General features: G+C 69.2%; 30 protein-coding genes. 5 read left to right on the top strand and 25 right to left on the bottom strand.

Annotation, left to right across the window (positions count from 1 at the left end; translation table 11 throughout):
* Positions 1-82: 82 nt before the first annotated feature.
* From JCR33_RS09210 to JCR33_RS09180, 7 genes are all read right to left on the bottom strand, one after another.
* Positions 83-550, bottom strand: a complete 468-nt coding sequence (locus JCR33_RS09210; protein WP_198881757.1) for a hypothetical protein — start codon at positions 548-550, stop codon at positions 83-85.
* Positions 547-975: a phosphoribosyltransferase gene (locus JCR33_RS09205; protein WP_211110175.1), complete on the bottom strand. Its 429-nt coding sequence runs from the start codon at positions 973-975 to the stop codon at positions 547-549. The genes JCR33_RS09210 and JCR33_RS09205 overlap by 4 nt, the downstream gene beginning before the upstream one ends.
* Before the next feature lie 173 nt (positions 976-1,148).
* On the bottom strand, positions 1,149-1,778 hold the full coding sequence (locus JCR33_RS09200) for a hypothetical protein (RefSeq protein ID WP_198881755.1): 630 nt from the start codon (positions 1,776-1,778) through the stop codon (positions 1,149-1,151).
* A 129-nt stretch (positions 1,779-1,907) separates the two neighbouring features.
* Positions 1,908-2,648, bottom strand: coding sequence for a hypothetical protein (locus tag JCR33_RS09195; RefSeq protein ID WP_198881754.1), 741 nt, complete (start codon positions 2,646-2,648; stop codon positions 1,908-1,910).
* A gap of 446 nt (positions 2,649-3,094) precedes the next feature.
* Positions 3,095-4,516: a primase-helicase family protein gene (locus JCR33_RS09190; RefSeq protein WP_198881753.1), complete on the bottom strand. Its 1,422-nt coding sequence runs from the start codon at positions 4,514-4,516 to the stop codon at positions 3,095-3,097.
* 155 nt (positions 4,517-4,671) lie between these two features.
* The gene (locus JCR33_RS09185) at positions 4,672-5,529 is read right to left on the bottom strand and encodes a DUF7146 domain-containing protein (protein ID WP_456298320.1); all 858 of its coding nucleotides are present in this window, start codon (positions 5,527-5,529) and stop codon (positions 4,672-4,674) included.
* Positions 5,480-5,788, bottom strand: a complete 309-nt coding sequence (locus tag JCR33_RS09180) for a hypothetical protein (protein WP_198881751.1) — start codon at positions 5,786-5,788, stop codon at positions 5,480-5,482. Before JCR33_RS09180 ends, JCR33_RS09185 begins: the two co-directional genes overlap by 50 nt.
* 139 nt (positions 5,789-5,927) lie before the next feature.
* On the opposite strand from JCR33_RS09180, the gene JCR33_RS09175 reads away from it, so the two are divergent.
* On the top strand, positions 5,928-6,272 hold the full coding sequence (locus JCR33_RS09175; protein ID WP_198881750.1) for a helix-turn-helix domain-containing protein: 345 nt from the start codon (positions 5,928-5,930) through the stop codon (positions 6,270-6,272).
* A gap of 9 nt (positions 6,273-6,281) precedes the next feature.
* Here JCR33_RS09175 and JCR33_RS09170 read toward each other — a convergent pair whose 3' ends face one another.
* Positions 6,282-6,455 carry a hypothetical protein gene (locus JCR33_RS09170; RefSeq protein ID WP_198881749.1) on the bottom strand — a complete coding sequence of 58 codons (174 nt, stop codon included), beginning with the start codon at positions 6,453-6,455 and terminating at the stop codon, positions 6,282-6,284.
* 185 nt (positions 6,456-6,640) lie between these two features.
* On the opposite strand from JCR33_RS09170, the gene JCR33_RS09165 reads away from it, so the two are divergent.
* A complete protein-coding gene (locus tag JCR33_RS09165; protein WP_198881748.1) occupies positions 6,641-6,904 on the top strand; it encodes a helix-turn-helix transcriptional regulator in 264 nt (87 codons plus the stop codon).
* A gap of 220 nt (positions 6,905-7,124) precedes the next feature.
* Here the strand turns inward: JCR33_RS09165 and JCR33_RS09160 are convergent, their stop codons facing one another.
* From JCR33_RS09160 to JCR33_RS09125, 8 genes are all read right to left on the bottom strand, one after another.
* Positions 7,125-7,892 (bottom strand): SDR family NAD(P)-dependent oxidoreductase, encoded by a 768-nt coding sequence (locus JCR33_RS09160; RefSeq protein ID WP_198881747.1) that lies wholly within the window; start codon positions 7,890-7,892, stop codon positions 7,125-7,127.
* A gap of 89 nt (positions 7,893-7,981) precedes the next feature.
* Positions 7,982-8,779, bottom strand: a complete 798-nt coding sequence (locus JCR33_RS09155; protein WP_198881746.1) for an alpha/beta fold hydrolase — start codon at positions 8,777-8,779, stop codon at positions 7,982-7,984.
* Entirely contained in the window at positions 8,776-9,090 is a 315-nt protein-coding gene (locus JCR33_RS09150; RefSeq protein ID WP_198881745.1) for an NIPSNAP family protein, read from the bottom strand. The genes JCR33_RS09155 and JCR33_RS09150 overlap by 4 nt, the downstream gene beginning before the upstream one ends.
* Positions 9,091-9,094: 4 nt before the next feature.
* Positions 9,095-9,607: a cupin domain-containing protein gene (locus JCR33_RS09145; RefSeq protein WP_198881744.1), complete on the bottom strand. Its 513-nt coding sequence runs from the start codon at positions 9,605-9,607 to the stop codon at positions 9,095-9,097.
* A 46-nt stretch (positions 9,608-9,653) separates the two neighbouring features.
* Positions 9,654-10,967 (bottom strand): TRAP transporter large permease, encoded by a 1,314-nt coding sequence (locus JCR33_RS09140; protein ID WP_211110174.1) that lies wholly within the window; start codon positions 10,965-10,967, stop codon positions 9,654-9,656.
* Positions 10,964-11,515, bottom strand: a complete 552-nt coding sequence (locus tag JCR33_RS09135) for a TRAP transporter small permease subunit (protein ID WP_198881743.1) — start codon at positions 11,513-11,515, stop codon at positions 10,964-10,966. Before JCR33_RS09135 ends, JCR33_RS09140 begins: the two co-directional genes overlap by 4 nt.
* 218 nt (positions 11,516-11,733) lie before the next feature.
* On the bottom strand, positions 11,734-12,789 hold the full coding sequence (dctP, locus tag JCR33_RS09130; RefSeq protein ID WP_211110173.1) for a TRAP transporter substrate-binding protein DctP: 1,056 nt from the start codon (positions 12,787-12,789) through the stop codon (positions 11,734-11,736).
* A gap of 341 nt (positions 12,790-13,130) precedes the next feature.
* The gene (locus tag JCR33_RS09125; RefSeq protein ID WP_198881742.1) at positions 13,131-13,688 is read right to left on the bottom strand and encodes a DUF2239 family protein; all 558 of its coding nucleotides are present in this window, start codon (positions 13,686-13,688) and stop codon (positions 13,131-13,133) included.
* 98 nt (positions 13,689-13,786) lie between these two features.
* Between JCR33_RS09125 and JCR33_RS09120 the strand changes: the two genes are divergently transcribed.
* Positions 13,787-14,119: a GIY-YIG nuclease family protein gene (locus JCR33_RS09120; protein WP_198881741.1), complete on the top strand. Its 333-nt coding sequence runs from the start codon at positions 13,787-13,789 to the stop codon at positions 14,117-14,119.
* Positions 14,120-14,192: 73 nt separating this feature from the next.
* Positions 14,193-15,206, top strand: a complete 1,014-nt coding sequence (locus tag JCR33_RS09115; RefSeq protein ID WP_198881740.1) for an AraC family transcriptional regulator — start codon at positions 14,193-14,195, stop codon at positions 15,204-15,206.
* A 7-nt stretch (positions 15,207-15,213) separates the two neighbouring features.
* On the opposite strand, the gene JCR33_RS09110 is transcribed toward JCR33_RS09115, so the two are convergent.
* On the bottom strand, positions 15,214-15,969 hold the full coding sequence (locus JCR33_RS09110; RefSeq protein WP_198881739.1) for an alanine racemase: 756 nt from the start codon (positions 15,967-15,969) through the stop codon (positions 15,214-15,216).
* Positions 15,970-16,188: 219 nt separating this feature from the next.
* On the opposite strand from JCR33_RS09110, the gene JCR33_RS09105 reads away from it, so the two are divergent.
* Positions 16,189-16,530 carry a non-heme iron oxygenase ferredoxin subunit gene (locus JCR33_RS09105; protein ID WP_198881738.1) on the top strand — a complete coding sequence of 114 codons (342 nt, stop codon included), beginning with the start codon at positions 16,189-16,191 and terminating at the stop codon, positions 16,528-16,530.
* A gap of 15 nt (positions 16,531-16,545) precedes the next feature.
* On the opposite strand, the gene JCR33_RS09100 is transcribed toward JCR33_RS09105, so the two are convergent.
* The 8 genes from JCR33_RS09100 to JCR33_RS09065 are packed head-to-tail and all read right to left on the bottom strand — an operon-like array spanning position 16,546 to position 23,857.
* The gene (locus tag JCR33_RS09100) at positions 16,546-17,421 is read right to left on the bottom strand and encodes an alpha/beta hydrolase (RefSeq protein WP_198881737.1); all 876 of its coding nucleotides are present in this window, start codon (positions 17,419-17,421) and stop codon (positions 16,546-16,548) included.
* Positions 17,418-18,599, bottom strand: coding sequence for an NAD(P)/FAD-dependent oxidoreductase (locus JCR33_RS09095; RefSeq protein ID WP_198881736.1), 1,182 nt, complete (start codon positions 18,597-18,599; stop codon positions 17,418-17,420). The genes JCR33_RS09100 and JCR33_RS09095 overlap by 4 nt, the downstream gene beginning before the upstream one ends.
* A gap of 32 nt (positions 18,600-18,631) precedes the next feature.
* Positions 18,632-19,888, bottom strand: a complete 1,257-nt coding sequence (locus JCR33_RS09090; RefSeq protein ID WP_198881735.1) for a flavin-dependent oxidoreductase — start codon at positions 19,886-19,888, stop codon at positions 18,632-18,634.
* A complete protein-coding gene (locus JCR33_RS09085) occupies positions 19,888-20,334 on the bottom strand; it encodes a cupin domain-containing protein (RefSeq protein WP_198881734.1) in 447 nt (148 codons plus the stop codon). The genes JCR33_RS09090 and JCR33_RS09085 overlap by 1 nt, the downstream gene beginning before the upstream one ends.
* A gap of 21 nt (positions 20,335-20,355) precedes the next feature.
* Entirely contained in the window at positions 20,356-21,060 is a 705-nt protein-coding gene (locus JCR33_RS09080) for an ABC transporter ATP-binding protein (protein WP_198881733.1), read from the bottom strand.
* Complete coding sequence (locus JCR33_RS09075; protein ID WP_198881732.1) at positions 21,053-21,826, bottom strand: ABC transporter ATP-binding protein; 774 nt, start codon at positions 21,824-21,826, stop codon at positions 21,053-21,055. The genes JCR33_RS09080 and JCR33_RS09075 overlap by 8 nt, the downstream gene beginning before the upstream one ends.
* Complete coding sequence (locus JCR33_RS09070) at positions 21,823-22,905, bottom strand: branched-chain amino acid ABC transporter permease (RefSeq protein WP_198881731.1); 1,083 nt, start codon at positions 22,903-22,905, stop codon at positions 21,823-21,825. Before JCR33_RS09070 ends, JCR33_RS09075 begins: the two co-directional genes overlap by 4 nt.
* A 31-nt stretch (positions 22,906-22,936) precedes the next feature.
* Positions 22,937-23,857: a branched-chain amino acid ABC transporter permease gene (locus JCR33_RS09065; protein ID WP_198881730.1), complete on the bottom strand. Its 921-nt coding sequence runs from the start codon at positions 23,855-23,857 to the stop codon at positions 22,937-22,939.
* Positions 23,858-23,960: the final 103 nt, after the last annotated feature.

Genomic DNA, 23,960 nt, shown 5'->3' with positions numbered 1-23,960 from the left:
GCTTACGCCAGCTGTCCGGTCGAAATGGGGGGCACTTCAGCGGCCGCCTCGAGCGCGACGCGGTGAGCATTCGCGACAAGCGTTACCACGGACGGAGAATAACGTCGGCGATGTCGACCGCGTCGGCTGACCGGCCGTTCGCTCGGCGAATGCAGTGCGCCCGCTCGGCGTATGCACTCCCCTCTCCCGGCAGGCTGACAAACACAGGCACGTTCGCCCGTTTGGCGTGGCGGATCGTGTTTTCGGTGCCTCCTCGCCGATCCGAGGCCGGGAACGCAACCAAGATATCGACGGACTCGGCGAGGATCTGGTTGCGAGCGAAGCACGCGTTCGCCGCCGCGATCCGCCCCGACACGCCGGCATAGTCCGGGCGGATGACGTCGACCGCGAACCCCGCGGCCCGCGCGAGTCTGTCTGCGAGAGCGTCCACGCCGACGGCACCGCCGGAGACGACTACGGCGCCGGCGGGCAGATAATCGAGGATGCGCGCGATGACGTCGGCTTCCTCGGGTCCGCTCCGGCTGCGGCTTCCGACGATCCCGATCCTCATGTGACTGTCCCGTAGATCCACGACACCCCGGCCGCCGCTGCGCCTTGCGCGCGCGCGTCAGCGAGCGCCTCCGCCATGTGGAATCCCGACGTCGCTAGGTCATCGACCACAAGCACGAGGCCGCGCGCGGCGGCGAGGTCGGAGGTGCGGTCGAGCGGGGGAAGGTAACGAAAGCGGGTCGGGTGCGAGCTCCCAGTCATCGGCCGGTGTGCCCATGCATCATGGAACGGCACGCCGAGCCGATCGGCGACCGCGGCACCAAGGCGCCAGCCGAAGCAATCCGGCCGCCGCGAATGGCCGCAAGGCACGACCGTTACTGCCGCAACGTGCCCGAACATCGGCGGCGCGAGGCGAGCGATGTCACCGGCGGCCGAGGCTATCGTGGCTGGTTCGAGGGTCGCCTTGGCGAGCTTGAAGGCGAGCATCTGCTCACGCCTCGCGCTCGCCCTCCAGCATCTCGCCGAGACCCACGCCGCAGCACGACGGAAGTTGACCGTCGGCCGCCACACCAGCCCCGAAATCGGTGAGGCCGGCGGCGAGGCCGGCGCGACGCCCACGGGCGACGACGATGCATCTCCGAACAGGTCGGCGGCGACAATCACGCGTCGGCCTCATCGTCGCGTGTCGTTTCGGGGTCGTCGACGAGCGAGGGCTCCCGGTCGGCCATCTGCGCCAATCGCGCCGCCACCGCCTCGCGAACCGAGCGCATGCCCCCTGCGAGCTCGTGGCGCACACGGCGGCCGTCGACTTCGAGCGAGGCGGCGATGCGCGTTCCCAGCGATGGAAGCTCGCTGTCGAACGCATTGAGCACCACACGCACCACGTCGGTTACGGCCGCCCGGTGATGGCTCGCATGCACATACTGGCCGGCCGCGATCGCCCGGTCGCGTTCGCGGTCTTCATTGCGCATCTGGATCTCACGCAACTTCTCACGCTGGATTTCGTCCGACACATCCGGGGTCGCGAGCGGCATAGCCCCCGCCGGAAGCGCAGCAGCGGAAAGACGTGTCGCCGCACCGTTCCCAAGCCGCTGTGAGATGTCGAGCGTCACCTTCAACGCGGCGAGCGCAGCGGCGACCTTCACCTTCGCGCCGCGACCGTCCCCATCGAGGCAGCCCGGCCCGAGCTTCCCCTCGGCGATGTACTGACTGACCCGCGACGGCGACACGTTGATCCGCGCCGCGAACGCCGACTTCGATTCCGTGAGGTCGCCCGCCACCTCAGCCATGCGCCACCGCATGGCTGAATCCGCGGTCGCCGCTCAAGTTGAGGCTTCCGAAAGTCAGCCGCACTGCCAAAACGCCGGGGCGCGAACAACCCGCGTCGCGCCTTGCTCTGGAGGGACCCATGGCGGCCATCAGAAGGGAAGGCCGCCGGCGCCGCTGAAGCCGAAGGCGTCCTCAAAAGCGGCTTCGAAGGCGGGACCGAACGTGCGGTCGGCGCTTTCCTGGAGGACGCGCTCCATCTCGAGGCGCGGGCGGTACGTCGCGCCCTCCACGAAGATGAAGACGGCGTTGATGGATCGCGGGCCGGTGCGCTCGTAGATGCCGGGCGCCATGTGCGGCGCGCGCGAGGCGAAGAACGTCGACCGCTTCGCGTTGCGCTTGCGCGAACGGGCCGTGGCGTTCGCCACGTAGCCGACTTCGGTGAAGGCGCCGAGCTGCGACAGGATCTTGGTCACGACGCTGGACCGGATGTCGCCGTTGGCGTCGCGCGGATAGTCCCGCGCCGGCACGGCGAACTCGCCGGAGCCGAGGATGCCGCGCGCGCGAAGGGCGCCCTCGAAGCGTTTGTTGCGTCGCTCGCCGCCCCACACCTGCGCCCGGAGATACTTCCCCGCCGGCACGCCCCGGCCCATGTCCTTGAAGAACACCGCCGCCTCGAGCCGCGCCTTGGTCGCCTTGTCGACGTACGTGGAGTTGAGGGTGTAGGGGCGCGGCCGGTCGAACACGCGCTCCATCTCGGCGCGCAGGTCGGCCCGGCCTTCGAACGCGGCCTTGTTGAGCGCGACGCTGGTGATGAACGGCAGCTGCTTGCGCTGGACCTCGGTGAGGAGCGCGTCCACCTCGGCGATGTTGTCGGCGTAACTGACGTGCATCTCGGCCGAGAAAGGGGCCGCCCCGATGCGTCCGGGGCGGCCTAGTTGGGAGAAACGAACCTCGCGCGAACTGCGCCGGTCCAGCATGGGCAAAACTGGCATCAATGCCAGTGCGATTTCGCGCGATCCACAGCCGCGCGGCGCCGGGTCCCGGCGACCGTCCGCCTTGTCCGCCCGCCCCGACGAAAGGCGGACGGTGCCAAGTGCCTGAAACTTCCCCCTTCATCCGCCTTGTCCACCTTATCCGGGTGGGTCGCGCACATAAGAAGACAGGACTTAGGGGCCGGATACGATGCTCGCACGTGTGCACGCGCGAGGCGGACAAGTCGGACAAGTCGGATGAGGCCCGCAACATCAGTCGGTTATGACCGTCCGCCCTGCACCATCCGGGGCGGACAAGGCGGACGTGACCGCCACGGGGAGGGCAGCGCCCTCTTCTTCGCCGCCTATTCCGGCGGCCACTCGATCGCCTGGCCGAGGCGGCGGGCAAACATCTCACGGCATTCGGCCAGCGAGGGGAAGGCGTATGCCCTCACGGTGCGCGACGGCTCGGCCGGGTCGTCGCCGTCCATCCCGATGGCCGAGGAACACTTGAGGTCGGCATTAATGCGAGGTTCCACCCGCTTGAGCGCAATCCCGAACTGCGTTTCCGTGCCCGCAAATCTCACGCCCGATCGCTCGGCGGACTTGTGATAGGACGCGAGCACACGGAACTTCGGCACCCTGTCGAGCCACGGCTCGCCGGGAAGCTGGCCGCCGTCCATCAGGCGTTCCAGCCACCACGCTTCCACCGGGTCCAGCGAACGCACCTTCTGTTCGAACAGCGCCTTGGTCCGAGGCGGGCCGCGAAGGTCGACGGTGGACAAATCGAACCGGAGAAGATGATGCAACAGCGCGCCCCGGTTGCGCGCCCCGTGCTCCCCGAAGAAGTGCGCGTGCAACGCGCCGAAGTATTGCGCGTCTTGCGCCCGCTCGGCGCCGACGTCGATCATGAGCCATCGGCGCTCGTCGCGCCCGGCCGGCACCACCCAATCCTCGTTGGACGTCACCATGAGGCGCAGGTAATTGCGCACCTTGATGGGGTCCACGCCCTTGTGTTCGATCATCTGCGTGTCGGACGTGATGAGGCCCTTGAGGTGCCCCACGCCGGCCTTGTCGCCGCTCCAGAACGCCTCGTCGGCCTGGAGGAACAACGTTTGCGCGAGGTGCGCGTTGAATTGGCCGAGGAGATAGCGGGGATCGTCCACCAAGAGGTAGTGGGCTTCGATCAGCGACCCGAAGATCTTGCCGACGATCGTCTTGCCCGTCCCCTGACCGCCGCGAAGCGCGAGCGCGGTGCCGATCCGTTCGCGCGGGCGCTGCACCATGTGGGCGAACCACGCCACCACGTAGTCGAACAGTTCCTCGCGCTCGCCGCACACGTTGTTGAAGAGGTGCGACAGGAGCGGCGAGGCGTCGCCGGACGGGTCCGGCGCAACGGCGAAACCCTTCCACAGGTTGAACGCAGCGCCCGCGTCGGCGTCGTCGCCCGGTTCGAAGACGAGGCCGCGATACTCGCGCCGGTCGGGGTCCTCGAGCCACCGCTTCGACACCGGGCGATGGACCGGCTTGGGGTCGCGCTCGCCCTTCCAGTCGATAAACTTGCGGTTCGATAGCCAGTCCTTGAACCCGGTCATCGTGAGGAGCCGCACGGGATCGCCGGGCCGCGCCTCCGGGTCCAGGTGGAGGACCATGGCCTTCTGTCCCACCAGTATCACGGCGAACTCGTCGTTGAGCGCCTCGAGGTCGTACTCTCCGGCGGCGTCCACTATCGGAGCACGAGCGGCTGCCAAACGGATCGCATTGCCGGCGTCATCGGGCAGCGCCATCCCACGCGCCGCCTACGGTGCTTCGCGGACGGTGAGACCGCGGGACGTCACGAAATGGCTGCCCGGCCGCAACGAATTGCGGCTCGCCGACACCTCGCTTCCATGTTCGCGTGTCGTCTTATTTCGCACGGTCGCATTCTCTGTTGCCACACCGGTCACGCGGCCGATTTCCGTGCCGCGTCCATGGCCACGTCGTTCCAGTCGTTGCCTGGAGGAGGAACGAGCGGACGGACAATGACGCCGGCAGTCGCGTGCGCGGCGATGGCAACACGCTTGTTCCGCTCGGCGAGCACGTGGTCCCGTTCGTCATTGTCGAGCGCGAGAACGACCTCACGTACGACCCGAGGGAGCGGCGCCCGAAGGTTCGCGAGCGACAACGCCGCCCATGCGCTAACGCCGACGGCGGCCGCAACGGTCAGAGTCGATTCGATGCCTTCCCCGACCGCCATGCGCGGACCAGCCGGACCGAACCGGACATGTCCACCCTTCGGAGCACCGAAGATTTTTCGGACTCGAAGGCGGGCTCCACCGTCCTCAAGGACGGCTTTGCCGTCTCCGTCCGGTGCGAGCCAGGTGCAATGGACCCCGGCCAAGGTTCGGTCGGGCGCCTGGATCGCGGCAACCATCGCGGGGCCGACATGGATCTCTTCGAACCGACGGCCGTCCGTCTGAGACGCATCGCGCTGGACGTAGAACGGTAAGCCGGGATGGAGGCGCAACGTTAGGGTGGCGCCAAATGCGCCGAGGTCGATGCTCCGCGACGCCAGATAGCGGTGGACGAGCGAGTCCGGCGCGACCGGCATCGCAGCGTCCCAGATCATTCGCGCTCTCGTCTGACCTCGTATGCGCTTTGCGACCGCCTCGCGTTCGGCGCGCTCGCGCCGCTCGGCTTCACTGCGCCGGGCGGCGGCGATCCGCTCGCCGCGCTGTCGATCTGTTTCGCGGACGTTGATGCCGCAGAACTCACGCGCCCAGTCGCACGCGGCGCGATCCGGCCGACCAGGTCGCCTCACCCGACAACGCGTAGGCGACGAGGCCGAGCGGGCCGCCGCCCATGCAGCTGCGGCCCGGTCGGTCCGACGCCTGGCTGTAGCGCACCCACTTGCCCCGGTCGGAACCGGACACCTCGATTTGCCAGGATCCAAGGTCGCCGCTCGGCTGCGGTGCAAGATAGCCACGCCGACCGCGTCGCACCCAGCCGGGTGTGAGCGTGTCGAGCAACGCCTCCAATCGAATGGCAAGCTCGGCGATCAGGTCGGCGGTGTCTGTCATCAAAAAGCTCCAGCCGCGGCGCGGAGGCAGGCGGCAAGACTGTTATCAATGACAGATCACGGACGTGGCTTTCCTCGTCAAGTGTGCTAGATGCGAGTGCACAGGAACTACGATTGGGCCACGGTCCGGGAGCGCTCATATGGCGGACGAATGGCGTGAGCGATTGCGACAAGCCGTAGAGGCATCGCCTCTCGGCACAACTGCAATCTCTACGCGCGCCGGCCTGAACACCTCCTACCTCCGGAAGCTCCTCGAGACCGAACAGGCACCAAACCTCCGCCAGCTGAGGGCGATTTGCGATGTCCTCGGAGTAACGATCTCATGGATTGCCGAAGGCCGCCGCGGCAACGAAGAAACAGATCGGATCGTCGAGGCATACCTCAGCCTCCCGCCGCACCTGCGCGGGATGGCCGTTCAGATGCTCGAGGCCGCCGCAAAAGGCGCGGATGGGGATGGAGACAGCCAGGGTAAACCTGTACAATAGCGCGGTGTCCTACCGCGCGACTTGGGCGACGATCTCACTCGTCGATGGTATGGAGTCTCCGGCAGAGGAGATTATTTCGGCAAGCTCGCCGACCACCTCCAGTATCACCGTTGCCTCCTCGACCATCCCGCGCGACTGCAAATCGTTCAGCGTCGCCAGGAATCTTCTATCGATATCGTCCACGTCGCCTCCACTGCACGCGCAGCGGCGGCGCCTCCCGCACCGCGACCAAAGGTTGGATAGACGTATAAAGGCTTGATCGGCACAAGTCGCCCTCAGCCAGCCGCCAGTCGAAAAATTAGCTTGATCCCAACATTGCATTAATAACAGTTTGGGTTGTGATCAAAACCGGACGGAGACGGGCGCCAATGGACATACGCGAGCGGATCGGACACCCCATCGATTACGGGAAATTGCTGCCGCGGGCGCGTGTGCTCGAAATGGTAGGATTGGGAAAAACTCGGGTCTACGAGCTCGAGCGGGACAACGCGTTTCCGAAGGGTCGCAAGGTCGGAAAGGTCGCCCTCTACGTGGAGGCCAAAGTTCGCACGTTCATCGCCGCTGTCGCCGAAGGCCGGCCATATGCGCCTGGCCCCCAGAATCGCCCGCTTCAGCTCTACGAGCCCAATTGAGGGCCATTTGGGGGCCACTCTCCGATCCGCGTACAGGCGATGCCACCCGAACGCAGGCGAATAGATAGGCCGCAATTTCCCTGAGTTATAGCGCCGAGACGATCGCCACCGAACGCCCACGGACCCCCAGAAAGTGGCTGGGTCAAGGGGTCGTGGGTTCGAATCCCGCCGCTCCGACCATCGCATGCGTGCGATGCGTCCCACTCCCCCCTCGTTCCCGTCAGTCGTTCCACATGCCGCCGGTGACGTTGATCGTCTCGCCGGTGACGTAGGCGGCGTGGTCGGAGGCGAGGAAGACGATGGCGTTGGCGACGTCGACGGGATAGCCCGGCCGACGCAGCGGGATGTCGCCGGCGCGGTCGGCCGCGAGCGGCAGACCCTGCGCCTTGCGCAGCTTCTCCGAATCGTCGCGCATCTTGGTCTCCACGATGAGCCCCGGCGCCACCGCGTTGACGCGCACGCCGGAGGGGCCGACCTCGTGGGACAGCGTCTGCGTCATCGACACCACGGCGAACTTCGAGGCGCAGTAGGCGCCGTAGGCCCCCACCCCCTGCTTGCCCATCCACGAGGCGACGTTCACCACCGCCCCCTGCCGGCGCGCCACCATGCCCGGCACGATCGCCCGGCACATGTTGAAGAGCCCGTTGACGTTGACGGCGAAGGTGAGGTCCCACTCCTCGCGCGGCATCTCGAGGAGCGGCCCGAGGAGGCACACGCCGGCGCTGTTGACGAGGATGTCCACCGCACCGAGCGTGGCGCCGAGCTCGGCGGCCGCCACCTCCACCGCCGCCGCGTCGGAGATGTCGGCGGCGACGGCGCTCACGCCGAGCTCGGCGGCGGTGGCGCGCACCGCGGCCTCGTCGACGTCGAGGATCGCCACGTTGCAGCCTTCCGCGAGGAGCTCCATCGCGACGCGGCGGCCGATGCCGTGGGCGGCGCCGGTCACCACCGCCGTCTTGCCGGCGAGGCCGGAAGCGGCGCGGCTCATCGATCGCCTCCCGAGAGGACGGTGGAGAGGCTGGGCGAAGGGGCGAGGCTGGTCATCGTCGTTCCGAGAGGTTGGTCGGCGGGATCACGTCAGTCGGAGGCCATCAGAGCGCGCACCGCGTCGGCGAAGTCGGCGGTGCGCGTGCGCGGGAAGAAGTGGCCGCCGCCCGACAGCATCACGAAGCGGGCGTGCGGCAAGGCGGCCGCGAGGCCGCGCTGCAGGAAGGCGGGAACCACCATGTCGTCCTGCGCGCCGATGATCAGCGCCGGCATAGCGAGAGCGTCGAGGCCGGAGCGGCCATCGAAGGAGAGGAGCGCCCCGATGCGCTCGTCGACCACGCGGCGGGCGCTCGCGCAGCGGGGGGCGGTGTCGACCGCCGCCTCGTAGGTGGCGAAGTTCTCCTCCAGCCACCCGGGCGGGTAGGACGACAGGGCGGCGAGCGCGGCATAGGCGTCGGGATCGCTCGCGAGGATGCGGCGGCGCGTGGTGAAGAGCGCCGTCATGAAGCGGCTCGGTGCGAGCCAGGTGCCGCTGAGGCCGAGCCGCGCCACCCGCTCCGGCGCCCTCCGCGCCAGCGCCTGCACCATGCAGCCGCCCGTCGAGTGGCCGATCACGGTGGCGCGCGCGACGCCGGCCGCCGCCATCACCGCCGCGACGTCGTCGGCGAGGCGGTCGATGGTGACGGGGTGCGACCCGAGACCGGAGCCCGCGATACCGCGCTGGCTGAAGGTGATCACCTCCGCCTCGCCGGCGAGCGCCGCCACCACGGGCCGCCAGAAGGCGGCGGTTCCGCCGAGGCCACTGACGAGCACGAGCGGCGGCCCGGCCCCCTCGCGCGCGGCGAGGAGATGGGCGCCATCGTCCGTCGTGACCCCGAAGGCCGTCATTGCATCGGCGAGAAGTCGACCGGCGTCAGCACCCGCGTCGTCTGCCGCTCCAGGAGGCCGTCGACCTTGGCGAGATAGTCCTGCCAGGCGGGGTCGGCCATCATCGCCGCGCGCCGCTGCGCCCGATCGTCGAGGCTCGTATAGCTCCACAGCGCCACCACGTGGTTGAGCTCACCGATCTCGGTGGTGAAGTAGGCGTAGAAGGTGCCGAGATATTTCTTTTGAATGTCGAGCCCATGGTCGCGATAGAGCGCGACGAAGCGGGCGAGCTTGCCCGGGTGCACGTGATAGTCGCGTTCTTCGTAGATCATGGGCTCAGTCCTTCGGGCCGTGGCTGTTGTCGGTCCAGCCAAATACGGTGCGTTGCTCGATCTCGGCAACATTCTGCGGCCGCGGGAAAGGCTCCGGCGCCGCCTCCCCCGGCGTGCGGGGCCGGCCGATCTCGGCGAAGAAGCCGTGCAGCCCCCCGGGCATGAAGAACCAGACGAAGGTCATCGGCTCGTCGTTGGGGTTGATGAAGGTGTGCTTGCGGTTGTGGCCGAGATAGAGGCACGAGCCCTTCTCGATCGGGTGCTCCACCCCGTCGACCCGGGCAAGGCCCTTGCCCTCGACCACGTAGATGACCTCCTCGTTGCGGTCGTGGGTGTGCTCGCGGATGAAGGAGTGCGGCGCCACCGTCTGGGTGCCGACGGCAAAGTTCTGCGTCGCCGCCACGTTGTCGTTGTTGAAGAGGTTGCGGACGAAGCCGTTGGCGGGGACGGGCTGCCAGAAGCTCTCGCCGTCGTCCGGGCCGAGCACCTTGGCATCGCCCAGCGTGTCGGTGGTCATGGTGTCTCTCCTTGAAGGGCCACCCTCGAAGGGCCGCGGCTTCCAGTCATCCATAGATCAGCTTGGGCATCCAGGTGGCGAGCGCCGGGAAGGTCAACAGTAGCGCGAGCACCACGAGCTGGCAGCAGATGAACGGGATGACGCCCCAATACATCTGCTTCAGCTTCATTTCCGGCGGCGCGATGGCGCGTAGATAGAAGATCGACGGAGCCATCGGCGGCGTCAGATAGCTCGTCTGCAGCGTGACCAGGAAGACGATCGAGAACCACAAGGGGTCGACGCCGTAGGTGCGCACCACGGGCACGGCGATCGTCATCATGATGAGCACGATGGAGATGAGGTCCACCGCAAAGCCCAGCACGAAGGTGATGACGAGGATGACCGCGATGACCGACCAGGTGTCGAGCCCGAAGGCGTTGAGCATGCCCTTCACCGCCATCATGCCGCCGGAGGCGAAGAACACGCCGGAGAACATCGACCCGGCGAGCACGATGGCGAGGATCATCGCCGTCAGCGACACGGTGCGGATCGAGGCCTCGAAGATGAGGCGCCAGGAGAAGCGGCGGTAGAAAATCGCGAGGAGCACCACGCCGAAGGAGCCGCAGGCCGCCGCCTCCGTAGGCGTCGCGAGGCCGGCGAAGAGGGTGCCGAGCACGGTCGCGATGAGGAAGGCCGGCGGCACCAGGGCGAACGCGGTGAAGGCGAGCTTCTCGCCGAGGCTGCGCGTGTCGGGCTCCGGGTCGGCCGGCGCAAGGTCCGGCTTCAGCGTGCAGGCGACGACGATGTAGATCATGAACATCCCCGCCATCATCAGCCCCGGCACCAGAATGCCGGCGAGGAGGTCCCCGACCGGCAGCGTGACGATGGGCGCGAGCACGACGACCGGGATCGACGGCGGGATGACGGTGCCGAGCGAGCCGCCGGAGCAGATGGTGCCGGCGATGAGGGAGTTGTTGTAGCCGCGCTTCAGCATGCCGGGGATCGCGAGCATGCCGACGAGCGTTTCGGTGGCGCCCACCACGCCGGAGGCGGCGGCGAAGATGGTGCACATCAGAAGCGCCGCGATGGCGAGACCGCCGGGTAGGCGCCGCGTCCACATATAGAGCGCGTCGAACAGGCGCTCGGCGATGCCGGCCCGCTCCAGCACCGCACCCATGAAGATGAAGAGAGGGATCGCGCCGAGCACGTAGTTCGACGCCACCTCGTTCACCCGCTGGGCGAACTGGAGCACCAGGATGTCGCCGAAGCGGTAGAGGCCGAAGCCCAGCGCCACCAGCATCATGGAAAAGGCGATGGGGAAGCCGACGATGATCAGCACGATCAGCGCCGGCAGCATCAGGAGGACGGCATCGCCCATCATGCCGTGCCCGCCTGCTCGGAAATCTCGCCGGGATGATGGCCCGGCGGCGGCATCTCCCGCCCCATGAGGATGAGAAGGCGGCGCACGATCGTCGCCACGAGCTGCAGCGTGAAGAGGGCGAAGCCCGTCACCGCCACCATCCGGTAGGGCCACAGCGGCGGGTTCCATGCCGAAAGGCCCGACCCCTCGCCGGTCTTGTAGACACGCAGAACGTCGAACACCAACGCGCGGGTGAGCCACACCATGAGGCCCAGCAGGACGATGAAGAGGACGATGTCGATCGCCGCCATCGCCCGCTTGGGCAGACGCGCGTGGATGAAGTCCACGTTGACGTGGGCGTCGTTGCGCAGCGCGTAGGCGAGGCCGAGCAGGAAGATGGTGCCCATCATCATGTAGCTGACCTCGAAGGCCCATTGGGTGGGCGCGTCGAAGAGGTAGCGGCTCAAGACCTCGTAGGTCATCGACAGGACGAGCGGCACGATGAGCAGCGCCGCGATCCGGCCCGACCACAGCGAGATGGTCTCGACGATGCGGACGAAGGCGATCATCGGCGCCTCACCGCGTCGCCGGTGTCAGGAGACGCGGCCGACCGGGATCGACGGCGCACGGGGGAGCACAGAGGAAGTCGCATGAGCCCTCTCGTTCGACGGAAGGGGTCCGGGCGAGCGGGCGCCGAGCGCCCGGCCAGGGAGCATCCCCGCCCGGGCGGCAGTCGAGCGCGTCGCCGGCGATCGACGCCCGCACCGGAGCGCGGGCGCCGCAAGGTTCAGCGCGAACCCGGGGCGAAGCGGAACTCGCTGAGGCCGGAGATGGAATCGAGGAACGCCGCCTGGTCCTCGTAGACTTTCTTGAACCACGCGTTGTTGGCGGCCTGCTCCTCGGCCCACTCGTCGGACGCTTCGCCGACGGCCTTCACGAGGCTGTCCTCCACGAGAACGATCTCGGCGGGCGAGGATTCCTTCATCTGCTGGTAGGCGGCGATGTCCATCTTGGCGTAGCCGAGATAGGTCTCGAGCATCGTCATCTTGCCGGCGAGCTCCAGGAGCTTCTGATCCTTCTCCGGGATCCGCTCCCAGGCCGCCTTGTTGAAGATGCAGTCGTGCACGGCGGACGGCGAGTGCAGGCCCGGCATCATCATGTAGGGCGCGATCTTGTCGAAGCCTTCCTGCAGGTTGCCGCCCGGGCCGCCCCACTCGATGGCGTCCACCACCTTGCGTTCCAGCGCCGAGAACACTTCCGAGCCCGGCAGCACCACCGTCGACGCGCCGAGCTTGGGCGCGATCTCGGCCCAGGCGGACGAGGTGCGCAGCTTGAGGCCCTGGAGGTCCTCCGGCGTGCGGACCGGCTTGTGGGCGTGCATGAAGATCTCGGTCTCGGTCACGCCGCAGGGGATCGCCACGACGTCGAACACGTCGTCGCGCCACTCCTTCCACAGCGCCAGCCCGTTCCCGTTGTAGAGCCACATCATGTACTCTTCGGGGTTGGGACCGCCCGGCCAGCCGCCGAACAGCGCGCTGGTGCGATCGACCGACCAGTCGTAGCCGCCCCAGGCATGGCCCATGTCGGCGATGCCCATCTGCACCGTCTCGGTGACTTTCAGCGCCGGCCCGAGAGTGCCGGCGGGGAACACGTTGATCTTCACGCGACCGTCGGTGATCTGCTCGACGATCTTGGCGTAGGAGTTCGCGCCGATCTCGAGCCAGTGACCACCCGACCACGGGGTCGCCATGTTGAGCTCGATGGTCTCCTCAGCGCTGGCTGTCGCGGGGGTCAAAGCTATGCTGGCGAGGATCGCAGCGGCGCCGATCATCTTCGAATGCATTCGGTCATCCTTATCGGTCGACAAAAGGGGAAGGAACGCAAGGCACAAAAGCCGCCGTCAAAGAGTATCGAGCCCGCCGGTGCGCATCCGGCGGGTGGTCGGGCCCGCTGTCGGGTTGAAAACCCAGCACATCTTGCTCAGCTCAAGAGCAATCTGCATATCCGGCCATCACTTCTCGGTTCTGCCTCGTTTAACAGCAGGCGCAGTAACCAACGAAGATCGTTCGACTGTCAATCAAATTTCGCAATATTGGAATTTTGCTGACACTCACCGTTTCATACGGCTGCGGCGAGGGTCTCGACAGGCACCGCAGCCCGCCGGCCGAGACTGCGCCCGGCGGGTCAGTCGAGGCCGGGCGCGGCGATCCTCGCAGCGGCGTCGCGCACGTCGGCGGGCCAATCGGCGATCCTTTGCGCGAACGCCGCGCCGTCGCCGGCGAAGAGCGCGCGCGTCGCCTCCTCGAAGCCGGGGCGATCGCCCGCCATCGTCAGCATGAAGCGGTAGGCGGCCTCGCGCGCCGAACGCGCGACGCCCTGCCCCTCGTCGGCCTTGATCGCCGCCTCCACGAGGCGGCGCAGCGCCTGCGACGCCCCGCCGGGCTCGGCCGCGAGCCACGCCCAGTGCCGGGGCAGCAACGTCACCTCCCGCGCCACCACGCCGAGGCGCGGCCGCCCCCTCCCCCGCGGCGCCTCGCTCGCCGCCTCGCACGGCAGGAGGGCCGCGCGGATCGCCTCCGCTCCACCCCGTAGATCGAGGTCCAGCACGCGCCCCGTCGCCTCCTCGAAGACCAGCGCGTCCTCGGCGACGGCGGCCACCGCCAGCGCCACCTCCAGCAACGGCCCTCGGGCGATCTGCCGGTCCCCGGCAAAGGCCACCGCCATCGTCGTCACATCGTGCATTCGATCACCTCCGGGACGTCTAATACCCGGATAAATTCCTTTACGCAAATTTTATCCGGGTTATATATCGGCGCCGCGACGTCACAGGAGAGGCGAGGATGAACCATACCCGAAAGCAGGCGGCGGCCGCGTACCGTGAGCGCAAGCGACGCGCCGGCATCGTCGCCATCCGCTCGCGGCGCACCGGCGAGACGTGGGTGTCGCGGGCCGTGGACCTGACGTCGATCGCCAACCGCATCGCCTTCATGTGCGACCACGGCGCGCAGCCCCTCGGCGGGCTGCGCGACGCCTGGCGGGCAGAGGGCGCGGAGGGCTTCGTCGTCGAGACGCTCGAGACCATCGACGACGACGTGCCGCGCTTTGCCCGCGCCCGCGTGATCAACGATAGCTACCGCGCCTGGTGCGCCATGCTCGGCGCCACCCCCATCTGAGTTCCCGGGTCCACTTGGTACGAATATTGAATTGGATCAAGAATAGTTCGCGTCACCTGGGCGAGGCGACACCATGACCCCCCTGACCCCCGGCGCGCCCGAGTGGCGCGCCCCGTTCCTGGCCGAGCGGGCCACGACCTACGCGACCCACAGCGTGGGCGATGCGCGGGCCTACGTGTCCACCCTGTTCCGCCCCCATCGCCTCACGGCGCGCGACGATGGGCGGTCGATCGCGTTCAGCCACCAGATGCTCGCGAGCCCCCGCATGACGCTCAACGCCATGGCCTACGGCGAGGCGGTGGACGTCCACTCGCGCGAGCTCGAGGATTTCTTCCTCTTGGAGCTGACCTTCGCGGGCTCCTGCGAGATCGACTACGGCCACTCCGGCATCGTCGGCACGCCGGGCACCATGTTCGTGCTCGACGCCAACCGCCCCTTCATCAAGCGCTGGTCGGACGATTGCGACCAGATCATCGTCAAGATCGCCAAGGCCGACGTCCAGCGTTGCCTGGGCAGCGTCGCGAGCGGCCATCTCGCCCCCCTCGCCTTCGACGCGACGGCGGTGCCGATGACGCGGTGCGGCGGCGCGGTGGCGGCGATGGTGAGCACCCTCGCCCGCCTCGGGGCGACCGAGGCCGGCGCGGCGAGCCGCCTCGTGACGCGGGCGAGCGAGGAACAACTCATCCTCGCGATGCTCGGCACCTTCCCCCATTCGTGCACCGAAGCGCTGGAGGCGCCGGGCGGCAGCATCGCGCCGGCCTCGGTGGTGCGCGCCCGCCGCTTCATGATGGAGCGGATCGGCGAGCCCGTCACGCTCGCCGAGATCGTCGCCGCCTCCGGCGTCGGACCCCGAGCGCTGCAGCGCGCGTTCGGCTCGGTGCACGGCTGCTCGCCGCTCACGTGGCTGCGCGAGGCCCGCCTCGCCCTCGCCCGGCGCCGCCTGGAGCAGGCGGGCGAGGGGGCGAGCGTCACCGAGATCGCGCTCGCCTCCGGCTTCGGCCACCTCTCCCGCTTCGCCGAACTCTACCGCCAAAGGTACGCCGAACGCCCGTCGGACACGTTGCGCAAGGCCGCCTCGACCCAGTGAGGCCGCCTCAGCGGGGCGGCGCGAAGCCCAGCGCCTCGGGCCCGGCCCGCACCTCCAGCGGGCAGCCGCCGACATCGTCGGGGATCGCCGCGTCCCAATGCGCCTCGTCGGCGAGGCTGCCGAGCGGCGCGGTCCGCCCCGCGACCATGCCGAGCGGCAGAAGCTCGGCGAGGACGGCGGCGAGGAGCTCGGCACCCGCGTCGCCGGGCGGCAACCGAACGACCCATTCCACCGAGCGCCGCTCCGCCGGCGGCATGGCACGCGCCAGAGCGACCGCATCGGCGAGCGCGAAGCCTCCCTCACCGACGCCGATGGCGGCCCCCTCCAACGATGGCCCGCGATCGCCGCGCCACCAGTCGAGGTCGCCGGCGCGCCCGAGCACGGGCACGATGCCCGCGACGTCGGGCGAATAGGGCAAGGGATCGCCGTAGAAATTCTTCAGCGCCCCCGCCACGCGCTCGACGTCGAAGGCCTCGGCGGCGGGCATCCCTTCGGGTCCGTCGAGCACGCGGATGGGTGCCTCGACGCAGCGGCTATAGAGGAGGCGCTGGAGATCGAGCGCCTCCTCGACGGTCTGCACGAAGAAGCGACGGCACCCGTCGGCGAGCAGCACCGGGGCGACGGTCTCGATCCCCGCCCCCGCGGCGTCACCGGAAAGGTCGGCGCCGATCACCGCCCTTGGCCGCGCCGCGCGCACGGCGGCAAGGCCCGCTGCGATGGCCGCGCGGCTCACCCGTTCGATCGTATCTCCGCTCGTCGCCATCGCCAGCCCTCCCGATCCTCGCCACCATCGCCCCTTCCGCGTCCGCCTCCCATCCGCAGGACGGCGCCGCCGTCCGCACAACGTCGCGGATCCCGTGCAGCGACGCTCGGCGTCGCGGTGGAGCATGGCGACGCTTTGGGGCCATCGGCGCCGCTGTTGCGATGGCGGCCCACCTCGGGCGGTGGCACCACCGGAGAAAGCCGCAGGTAGGGGAGAGTGATGAGCGGGACCGAGGAGACGACGAACTGGGTGGTCGCCGCCAGCATCAGCGACATCGACGCCCTCGAGGAGGGAATGGCCCTCTCGGTGGAGCTGGGCGGCACGGCGATCGCCCTCTGCCCGTTCGAGGGCGAGGTCTATGCGATCAACGACGTCTGCAGCCACGGCGCCGCGCTGCTCTCCGAAGGCTACCTCGACGGCTGCTTCATCGAATGCCCGCTGCATCAGGGTCTCTTCGACGTCCGCGACGGCTCGCCCCAGTCCGCCCCCGTGACGGCGCCGGTGGCGAGCTACCGGGTGAAGGTGGAGGACGGCAAGGTGCTCGTCGCCCTCCCCTCCTAGGCCGCGGACTCCGCCTTAGAGGCTGCGGATCAGGGCGACGGTCTCGGCGAAGAGGTCGCTGTCCGGCTTGGTGAACTCGAGCACGGTGTCGAAGTGGTTGCGGCCGGGCACCTCCATGGAGCGGCCGGAGCGGCCCGCATCCCGCCAGGCGGCGGCGAAGTCGTGCGTCTGGCGGCGAAACTCGGCCGTCTCGTCGCCACCGACGACGGTGAGGATCGGCGGCTCGGCGGGCCCCGCGTCGATCAGGGAGAGTGGGCTCATCGCCGCCGCCCGCGCCGCGTCGAGCCCCAGCCAGTCGTTGACGTGGCAGAGGCGGATCGGCTCGAGGTCCATCAGCCCCGACATCGGCATCGCGGCCTTGACGACGTCGGCGGGCACCCCCTCCCCGGCCTGCCAGTCGCCGGTGATGGTGACGCCGGTGAGGTGGCCGCCCGCCGAGGAGCCCGCCACCACGATGCGCTCCGGATCGAGCCCGTAGCCCGCCCCCTCGCGGTAGAGAAAGGCGATAGCGCGGCGGCACTCCTCGACGATCGTCTCCAGCGTGACGGCGGGGGCGAGCGAATAGCTGAGCGCCACGGTGGCGATGCCCGCCGCGGCGAACTGCGGCGCCATGAAGCCCGACTCGTCCTTCGTCATCGCCCGCCAGTAGCCGCCGTGGATATAGACGAAGACCGGAGCCTTCGCCTCGCCCGGCACCGGATAGATGTCGCACACCTCCATCTCGGCGCTGCCGTAGGCGACGTCGAGATGGGCGGTGCCGGCGGCCTTCGCGGCGTCGGTGCGGGCGCGATACTCGTCCACGTAGATGGTGAAGTCCGGCACCGTGTTGCGAGCGTTGTACTGGCGGTCGAGCTCCGCGCGGTCCATCCCGCGGTAGAGGGTTTCGGTCATCGAAGTGCCTTCAGGAGGGATCGGAGGGGGCGATCGGCATCGTCGAGGGGGACGGTGCCGACGGAAGCGCCGACGGCGCGGCGCAGGGCGCCCATCTGGGAGGACGCGGCGAGGGTGACGGCGCCGACGAGGCGACCGTCCTTGAGGTAGAGCCAGACGGTGCCGTCGCCCTCGGGGCGGGCGACGACGCGGTCGGCCTCGAAGCGGCCCACCGCCTGCACGTTGACGCCGGCCTGATCGGTCCAGAACCAGGCGGGCACCGGCGCCGGCGGCGGTCGTCGGAGGATCGCCGCGGCGGCCCGCGCCGCGCTCTCGTTGGCGTGGGCCCAGCTCTCGATGCGGCGCGCCCCGGCCGGCCGGGCGACGTCGCCGACCGCATAGACCCGTTCCGCGCCGACGCTCTGGGTGACGGGCTCCACCACCACCCCGTCGTCGACGGTGAGGCCCGCCGCGGCCGCGAGCCCGTCCGCCGGCGTCATGCCGACGCCGCAGAGGGCGAACGCCGCATCGATCCGCGTGCCGTCGGCGAGCCGGGCGACGACGCCGTCGGCGGTCGCCACAAGCTCCTCGAGGCGGGCGCCGAGGCGGATGTCGACGCCATTGTCGCGGTGGCGCTCGGTGAGCTGGGCGACGGGCTCGGCCGGCAGCGCGCGCCCCATCAGGCGGGGCGCGGCTTCCACCACCACGACCGTCATTCCGCTCGCCGTGAGGCTCGAGGCCACCTCCATGCCGACGACGCCGCCGCCGACGACGAGCGCCGTGGCGCCGGGCACGAGGAGGCCACGCAGCCGGTCCGCATCCGCCCGCGTGCGCAGGGTGAGAATGGTGGGGCCGGAAACGGCGAGCGTGCGGGCGACCCCGCCCGTCGCGATCACCAGGTGGTCGAAATCGTGTGCCCTCGCACCGGCGAGCACGCGGCGGCCGGGCAGGTCGATGGCCCCGACCTCGGTGTCGACGGCGAGCGTCACGCCGAGGCCGGCCCAGTCGTCGTAGACGTCGACGGGGGCGGCCACCTCGCCGGTCAGATAGGTCTTCGAAAGGGCGGGACGCTCGTAGGGGGCGTAGGGCTCGGCGCCGAAGATAGTGATGGCGCCGTCAAAGCCCCGCCGGCGCAGCTCCACGGCGACGCGACCGCCGGCCTGGCCCGCGCCGACGATCGCCACATGCTCCTCGTTCACCGACGATCACCCTCCGGACGGTTCACGCGCGATCAGCCGGCCGCGGCGGGGCGGTTGACCACCTCCGTGGTGAAGCCGGCCTTGCCCGCATAGCCCTTCACGATCGCCTCGAGCTCTTCCGGGCTCGCCACGTCGTCGAGATTGTCGAAGCCGTTCGGGGCGCGCTCGGTGACGACGTCGATCACCCGCTCCGGCCCGCCCTTGCGGTTGAGGCGGACGATCTCGGCGGTCTTCGGCCGGCGTTCCTCGTCGTAGCGGGCGAGGAGCGCCACCGGGTCGCCGCCCTCCGAAAGGAGCCCGGCGAGCGCCTTGGCGTCGAGGATCGCCTGGGCCGACCCGTTCGAGCCGACGGGATACATCGGATGCGCCGCGTCGCCGAGCAGCGTGGCACGGCCGTGGCTCCAGCGGGGAAGCGGGTCGCGGTCGCACATCGGGTACTCGTAGAAGTCGCCGCTCTTCAAGATAAGGTCCTTGAAGTCGAGGACGTCGAGGGTGAAGAGATCGACGCCCGCGGCAATGTCCTCCCAGCGCCCGACGCGGTTCCAGTCCTCCCGCCGTGGCGGCGGGACACTGCCGTCGCCCTCGCGCACGCAGAGCGCCCAGTTCATCAGCTGCTTGCCGTCCGCCTCGTCGGCGATCGGATAGATCACCGCCTTGGCGTCCATGCCGCCGGCGATCACCATGGTGCGCCCGTCGCCGAAGGGCTCGGTGATCGCGGCGCCGCGCCACATCATCATGCCGTTCCAGGCGGGCGGCCCCTCCTCGGGGAAGAAGATCCGCCGCACCGCGGAGTGGATGCCGTCGGCACCGACGAGGATGTCGCCCCGCGCCGTCACCGCCATACCCTCGGGGGTCGCGAAGCGGGCGGTTATCCCCGTCCCGTCCTCTTCGAAGGCGACGAGGCGGTGGCCGGTGTGGATCTTCTCCGCCCCGAGCCGCTCCACCGCCGCGCGGTAGAGCACCCCTTGCAGGCGGCCGCGATGGATCGAGAACTGGGGGACGTCGTAGCCCGCCGCGACGCCGCGCGGCTCGCTCCACACCGTCTGGCCGAAGCGGTTCTGGTAGACGAGCGTGCCGGTGCGGATCGCCACGGCGTCGAGCGCCTCGAGAAGGCCGAGGTCGGCGAGCTCCGCCGTGGAGTGGGGCAGCACGTTGATGCCCACGCCGAGCTCGCGGATCCCCCCGGCCTGCTCGAACACCTCCACCTCGATGCCGGCGCGGTGGAGGTAGAGGGCCGTCGCGAGGCCGCCGATGCCGGCGCCCGCGACGATCACCTTCGGCCCGCCCATCACTCGGCCGGCGGGGGCGCGAAGTGGATGTTGTGCGCGGCGGCGAGGGCGACGACCTTCTCGGGGTCGGGCACGCCGTCGATCGCCACGAAGAGGTCGTAGAGCTTCTGCGTCGGGCTCACCCAGAAGAGGCACTTCACCGGAGCGTCGGACTTGTTGAAGATGCCGTGCTCGATGCCGCGGGGCAGCTTGATGAGATCGCCCGCCGACGCCGTCTCCGGCTTGCCGTCGAGGAGAAGGTCGAAGGTGCCCTCGAAGACGTAGATGAACTCGTCCTGGTCGGGATGGACGTGCGGCGGCACGAAGGTGCCCGGCGGAAACAGCGCCTCCCAGGTGAAGGAGCTCTCGCACACCATCTTCGGCGTGTAGGTCTGGCCGAGAATGTCCCACGCCTCCGGCAGGATGCCCTCGCCCGCGCGGGTGACGCCCGCCTCAAGATCCGCCATCGTCCCCTCCTTCTTGGCCGGTCAGACGCTGAGATGCCGCGTCCTGAGCTCCGGCATGTTGATGAAGCTCTGATTGTCGCCGCTCCAGACGGTGCGGCCCTTCTCCACGATCACGTGCCGATCGGCGAGGCGCGTCAAGGCCTCCAGATTCTGGTCGACGATGAGAATGGCGAGCCCCTCCCCCTTGAGACGGGTGAGGCAGGCCCAGATCTCCTGGCGGATCACCGGGGCGAGGCCTTCGGTCGCCTCATCGAGAACGAGGAGCTGGGGGTTGGTCATCAGCGCGCGGCCGATCGCGAGCATCTGCTGCTCCCCGCCCGAGAGCTGGCTCCCCATGTGGCGGGTGCGCTCCTTGAGGCGGGGGAAGAGGGCGAACACCGCGTCGGTGGTCCACGGCGAGCGCGCCTCGCTCGCGGCGGCGCGGGCCGTCGCGGTGAGGTTCTCCACCACCGTCAGCGAGCGGAAGACGCGACGCCCCTCCGGCACCAGGCCGAGCCCCAGGCTCGCGATCTGGAACGGCTTGCGGCCGGAAAGCTCCGCGCCGGCGAAGGCGATGCGGCCGCCGCGGGGGCTCACCATGCCGAAGATCGAGTGCACCGTGGTGGTCTTGCCCATGCCGTTGCGGCCGAGCAGCGAGACCACCTCGCCGGACGCCACCTGAAAGGTGACGTCGAAGAGGACGCGGCTCGCCCCGTAGCCGGCCTCGAGCCGTTCCACCTCAAGCACCGGCGGCCTCCGTGTGGGCGAGTTCCCCCTCCTCGCCGAGATAGGCTTCGAGCACGGCGGGGTTGGTGCGGATCTCGGCGGGGCTGCCGGTCGCGATCACCCGCCCGTTGACGAGCACGGTGACGCGGTGGGCGAGCGAGAAGACGGCATGCATGTCGTGGTCGATGAGGAGGATCGGCACGCTCTTGCGCGCCTCGCCGAGGAGGACGATGAGCGGCTCCACCTCCTCCGGGCCGGTGCCCGCGAGCGGCTCGTCGAGGAGGAGGACCTTCGGCTCGGTGGCGAGCGCCACGGCGAGCTCCAGCTTGCGGTGCTCGCCGTGGGAGAGGTTGGCGACGCGCTCGCCCGCCCGCTCGGCGAGCCCCACGCGCGCGATGAGCGCGAAGGCCGCGTCGTTCAGCGCCCGCTCGGTGGCGACCGGGCGGAAGAAGCGGAAGCTCGACCCGCGCTTCGCCTGCAGCGCCGTCGCCACGTTCTCGAGCACTGTGAAGCCCTCGAGCAGACAGGTGATCTGGAACGTGCGGCCGAGGCCCATCTGGGCGCGGCGGTGCACCGAATAGTGCGTCACGTCGCGCCCGTAGAGGCTGACGCTGCCCTCGTCCGGCGCGACATCGCCACAAATTTGCTTGACCAGCGTGGTCTTGCCCGCCCCGTTGGGGCCGATCACGGCGTGGATTTCGCCCTCCTCCACGGTGATCGACACGTCGTCGGTCACCGTGAGGCCGCCGTAGCGCTTCTTGAGGCCGTCGACGACGAGCGCGCTCATGCCCGCCCCTCCCGCCCGAGAAGGGTCACGAGGCCACCGCGCGCATAGAGCGCCACGAGGACCAGGATGGGGCCGAGGATCACCCGCCAGTTCTCGGCGATGACGGCGCAGACGTGCTGCCACCAGGCGCCGAACCCGCCGCCCCCTTCGACCGGCGACACCAGCGGGGCGAGGATGTCGGAGAAGAGCCAGGGGATCGCCTCCTCGAGCCCCAACAGCACCAAGGCGCCCCAGAGCGCCCCGTGAAGCCGGCCCAGCCCGCCGATGACGAGGATGATGATGAGGTCGGCGCTGCGGTCCCAGGTCATGTAGGCCGGGCTCACGAACTCCGTGAGGTTGGCGAGCAGAATGCCGGCGACACCGCAGATCGCCCCGGCGATGACGAAGGCCGTGAGACGGAAGCGGTCCACCGGATAGCCGAGCGCCTCCATGCGCTTCTCGCTCTCGTTGATGCCGCGCAGCACCCGGCCGAATCGGGAGGCGACGATCACCGACAAAAGCACGTAGCAGACGGCGAGGGTCGCGAGGATGACGTAGTAGAGCGTGGTGGTGTCGCCGAGGAGGCGGGTGTCGAACACCAGCGAGCGGCCCCAGAGGGTCAGGCCGTCGTCGCCGCCATAGCGGGCGAGGCTCGTCGCCCCGAAATAGGCCATCTGGCCGATGGCGAGGGTGATCATGATGAACTGGATGCCCGACGTGCGCACCGAGACCGCGCCCATCAACAGCGCGAAGGCGCCGCAAATGGCGAGCGTCATCGGCAGCGTGATGGCGATCTCCTCCATGCCGTGCTCGGAGGCGATGCCGATCACGTAGGCGCCGATGCCGATGAAGGCGGCGTGGCCGAAGGAGACCATGGCGCCGTAGCCGAGGATCAGGTCGAGGCTCATCGCCGCGAGCGCCATGATGAGAATGCGCGAGGCGATGGTGAGAACGAAGGTGTCGCCGCTGCCGAGGAGGAACGGCAGTCCGGCGAAGAGGGCGAAGAAGAGGAGCGGCGACACGATCGCCGCCATGGACGGCCCGCCGCCGGCGCGCTGCGGCGCGGCCATGGTGGCGGGGTCGAGGGTGGTGTCTGCCATGTGATCCGCTCGTTGCCGGTCCGTCACGCGCTCAAGCCTTCGCCGGGTAGAGCCCGCGCGGCTTGAAGAACAGGACGACCGCCATCAGGAGATAGATCAGCATCGAAGCAAGCGCCGGGCCAATGGTGGTGGCCGCGCTCGGGTCGACGAGGAGCTTCATGATGTCGGTGGTGAAGGTGCGGCCCAGCGTATCGACCAGCGCCACGATGAGCGCGCCGAGGAACGCCCCCTCGATGGAGCCGATGCCGCCGATGACGATGACGACGAAGCAGAGGATCAGCACCTGGTTGCCCATGTGGGCCTCGACCGCGACGATCGGGGCCGCGACGAGCCCGGCGAACCCCGCCAGCATGCCGCCGAAGGCGAACACGAAGAGGAAGAGGCGCTCCACGTCGACGCCGAGCGCCGACACCATCTCCGCGTCGGTGGCGCCGGCGCGCACCAGCGCACCGAGCCGCGTCTTCGACACGGCGAGCCACAGCGCCACGGCGAGCATCAGGCCGAGCCCGATCACCACCAGGCGGTAGACCGGATATTGCAGCGTGTCGGTGAGCGGCACCGCTCCGTCGAGGAAGGCCGGAATGGGGATCTGGTAGAGCTGCGGGCCGAAGATGATCTCGACGAGCTCGGTGATGAAGAGGAGCACGCCCACCGTGGCGAGCACCTGGGAGAGATGGCTCGCCCGGTAGAGCTTGCGGAACACGAGGTGCTCGAGCACCACCGCGATGAGGAAGGAGCCGACGAGCACCAGCGGGATCGTCAGGAGGAAGGACCCGGTGAGGGCGAGGAAGACGACGCCGAGATAGGCGCCCACCATGTACTGCACCCCGTGGGCGAGGTTGATGAAGTCCATGATGCCGAAGACCAGCGTCAGCCCCGCCGCCACGAGGAAAAGCAGAACGCCGAGCTGCAGCCCGTTGAGGAGCTGGACGAGGAGGAGCGTCGTGTCCATCGGGGTCCTTTGGGCCGTCGTCACGGGGCGGACGCGCCCCGTCGAGCGGACGGCCCGGCACGAGGCCGGGCCGCCGGATCAGGCAGGCTCCGCGGCGCGGAGC

Source organism: Acuticoccus mangrovi, from assembly GCF_016411865.1.
Taxonomy (GTDB): domain Bacteria; phylum Pseudomonadota; class Alphaproteobacteria; order Rhizobiales; family Amorphaceae; genus Acuticoccus; species Acuticoccus mangrovi.
Note: the sequence above shows the minus strand (reverse complement) of the source record. Positions and strands in the feature narration are given on the sequence as shown.

Coding starts and splice junctions, on each gene's coding strand:
- JCR33_RS09210 (WP_198881757.1), bottom strand. CDS start 550: ATGAGGATCGGGATCGTCGGAAGCCGCAGCCGGAGCGGACCCGAGGAA.
- JCR33_RS09100 (WP_198881737.1), bottom strand. CDS start 17,421: ATGACCGAAACCCTCTACCGCGGGATGGACCGCGCGGAGCTCGACCGC.
- JCR33_RS09150 (WP_198881745.1), bottom strand. CDS start 9,090: ATGATCTACGAAGAACGCGACTATCACGTGCACCCGGGCAAGCTCGCC.
- JCR33_RS09120 (WP_198881741.1), top strand. CDS start 13,787: ATGAACCATACCCGAAAGCAGGCGGCGGCCGCGTACCGTGAGCGCAAG.
- JCR33_RS09180 (WP_198881751.1), bottom strand. CDS start 5,788: ATGACAGACACCGCCGACCTGATCGCCGAGCTTGCCATTCGATTGGAG.
- JCR33_RS09160 (WP_198881747.1), bottom strand. CDS start 7,892: ATGAGCCGCGCCGCTTCCGGCCTCGCCGGCAAGACGGCGGTGGTGACC.
- JCR33_RS09070 (WP_198881731.1), bottom strand. CDS start 22,905: ATGGCAGACACCACCCTCGACCCCGCCACCATGGCCGCGCCGCAGCGC.
- JCR33_RS09155 (WP_198881746.1), bottom strand. CDS start 8,779: ATGACGGCCTTCGGGGTCACGACGGACGATGGCGCCCATCTCCTCGCC.
- JCR33_RS09165 (WP_198881748.1), top strand. CDS start 6,641: ATGGACATACGCGAGCGGATCGGACACCCCATCGATTACGGGAAATTG.
- JCR33_RS09115 (WP_198881740.1), top strand. CDS start 14,193: ATGACCCCCCTGACCCCCGGCGCGCCCGAGTGGCGCGCCCCGTTCCTG.
- JCR33_RS09145 (WP_198881744.1), bottom strand. CDS start 9,607: ATGACCACCGACACGCTGGGCGATGCCAAGGTGCTCGGCCCGGACGAC.
- JCR33_RS09075 (WP_198881732.1), bottom strand. CDS start 21,826: ATGAGCGCGCTCGTCGTCGACGGCCTCAAGAAGCGCTACGGCGGCCTC.
- JCR33_RS09065 (WP_198881730.1), bottom strand. CDS start 23,857: ATGGACACGACGCTCCTCCTCGTCCAGCTCCTCAACGGGCTGCAGCTC.
- JCR33_RS09135 (WP_198881743.1), bottom strand. CDS start 11,515: ATGATCGCCTTCGTCCGCATCGTCGAGACCATCTCGCTGTGGTCGGGC.
- JCR33_RS09205 (WP_211110175.1), bottom strand. CDS start 975: ATGCTCGCCTTCAAGCTCGCCAAGGCGACCCTCGAACCAGCCACGATA.
- JCR33_RS09090 (WP_198881735.1), bottom strand. CDS start 19,888: ATGGGCGGGCCGAAGGTGATCGTCGCGGGCGCCGGCATCGGCGGCCTC.
- JCR33_RS09200 (WP_198881755.1), bottom strand. CDS start 1,778: ATGGCTGAGGTGGCGGGCGACCTCACGGAATCGAAGTCGGCGTTCGCG.
- JCR33_RS09110 (WP_198881739.1), bottom strand. CDS start 15,969: ATGGCGACGAGCGGAGATACGATCGAACGGGTGAGCCGCGCGGCCATC.
- JCR33_RS09175 (WP_198881750.1), top strand. CDS start 5,928: ATGGCGGACGAATGGCGTGAGCGATTGCGACAAGCCGTAGAGGCATCG.
- JCR33_RS09140 (WP_211110174.1), bottom strand. CDS start 10,967: ATGATGGGCGATGCCGTCCTCCTGATGCTGCCGGCGCTGATCGTGCTG.
- JCR33_RS09105 (WP_198881738.1), top strand. CDS start 16,189: ATGAGCGGGACCGAGGAGACGACGAACTGGGTGGTCGCCGCCAGCATC.
- JCR33_RS09125 (WP_198881742.1), bottom strand. CDS start 13,688: ATGCACGATGTGACGACGATGGCGGTGGCCTTTGCCGGGGACCGGCAG.
- JCR33_RS09195 (WP_198881754.1), bottom strand. CDS start 2,648: ATGCACGTCAGTTACGCCGACAACATCGCCGAGGTGGACGCGCTCCTC.
- JCR33_RS09085 (WP_198881734.1), bottom strand. CDS start 20,334: ATGGCGGATCTTGAGGCGGGCGTCACCCGCGCGGGCGAGGGCATCCTG.
- JCR33_RS09190 (WP_198881753.1), bottom strand. CDS start 4,516: ATGGCGCTGCCCGATGACGCCGGCAATGCGATCCGTTTGGCAGCCGCT.
- dctP (WP_211110173.1), bottom strand. CDS start 12,789: ATGCATTCGAAGATGATCGGCGCCGCTGCGATCCTCGCCAGCATAGCT.